Raw genomic sequence first — 1,372 nt, forward strand, 5'->3', positions numbered from 1 at the left:
ACAGGATTGTTCCTTAATTCTATGGGCTTATAGTCTGATTTTTATTCCTGCTTCTGGGAAACCAGAAGTGGGAATGGGATAAGGCGAGTCGACTTATGTTGGGGATACGTGAAATAGTCGGCAGTTAAGAACACTTAGAAAAAGAAGGAATCGTCATGTCATATTTAATATCACAAGCTACAAAAAAGAGAGGGAGTTATGAATGAAAGCGTAGTATGGGTACTATTATTTATACCTATTTTGTTTCTGTTTGTGCCGTTGCTGTCAAAAGGTGAAGGTTTCATGACAGGCATGTTCAGAACGAATGATATTCTGAAAGCAGCCAAGATGCCACCGGAAGCAGTGCACATGTCGCGGTCGATTGATCTGATCTATTTTCCGATTTTGTGTATCCTTTTGGTTGGAACCTACCACATGCACTTTATGTTGCTGGCAGGTGACTGGGATTTCTGGATGGACTGGAAAGATCGTCAATGGTGGCCGGTAGTTACACCGATTGTAGGCATTACCTACTGTTCAGCGATCATGTATTACCTCTGGGTTAACTATCGCCAACCATTTGGCGCAACACTTTGTATTGTCTGCCTGTTGGTTGGAGAATGGCTGACGCGTTACTGGGGATTTTACTGGTGGTCACACTACCCACTTAACTTTGTGACCCCTAGCACCATGATCCCAGGCGCATTGATGCTGGATATCACTATGTATCTGACCCGTAACTGGCTGGTTACTGCCCTGGTTGGTGGTGGTTTCTTTGGTTTGTTGTTCTATCCAGGTAACTGGGTAATTTTTGGACCAACCCACTTGCCAGTCGTTGTTGAAGGTGTATTGCTTTCAATGGCAGACTACATGGCACACCTTTATGTCCGTACCGGTACACCTGAATACGTGCGCCATATTGAGCAAGGCTCACTGCGTACCTTCGGTGGTCATACCACAGTAATTGCTGCATTCTTCGCAGCGTTTGTATCGATGCTGGTATTCGTTGTTTGGTGGTACCTCGGTAAAGTGTATTGCACAGCGTTCTACTATGTTAAAGGCAAAAGAGGCCGCATCGTGCAAAGAGATGACGTTACCGCATATGGCGAAGAAGGTTTCGCACAGGGGATCAAATAATGAACTTAAAAAGCATATACAAACGAAGCGTCATGGGACTTTATGGAGTCGCTTACGCAGCAGCAGCACTAGCAGTAAGCTTGGTAGTCGATGTCACCCCGGTTGCAGCTCACGGGGAACGTTCTCAAGAACCATTCTTGCGGATGCGTACTGTTCAATGGTATGACATCAAATGGTCGCCAGAAATTACCAAAGTCAATGATTTAGCCAAAATACAAGGCAAATTCCATTTGGCTGAGGATTGGCCACGTGCGGC

General features: G+C 45.3%; 2 protein-coding genes. Both read left to right on the forward strand.

From position 1 onward, the window contains the following. Window positions 1-198: 198 nt before the first annotated feature. A complete protein-coding gene (locus R2Q26_RS15290; RefSeq protein WP_317537079.1) occupies window positions 199-1,116 on the forward strand; it encodes a methane monooxygenase/ammonia monooxygenase subunit A in 918 nt (305 codons plus the stop codon). Next, the coding region (locus R2Q26_RS15295) for a methane monooxygenase/ammonia monooxygenase subunit B (RefSeq protein ID WP_317537080.1) at window positions 1,116-1,372 on the forward strand (257 nt) is incomplete at its 3' end. The genes R2Q26_RS15290 and R2Q26_RS15295, both read left to right, overlap by 1 nt.

Source organism: Nitrosomonas sp. Is37 (genome assembly GCF_033063275.1).
GTDB lineage: Bacteria > Pseudomonadota > Gammaproteobacteria > Burkholderiales > Nitrosomonadaceae > Nitrosomonas.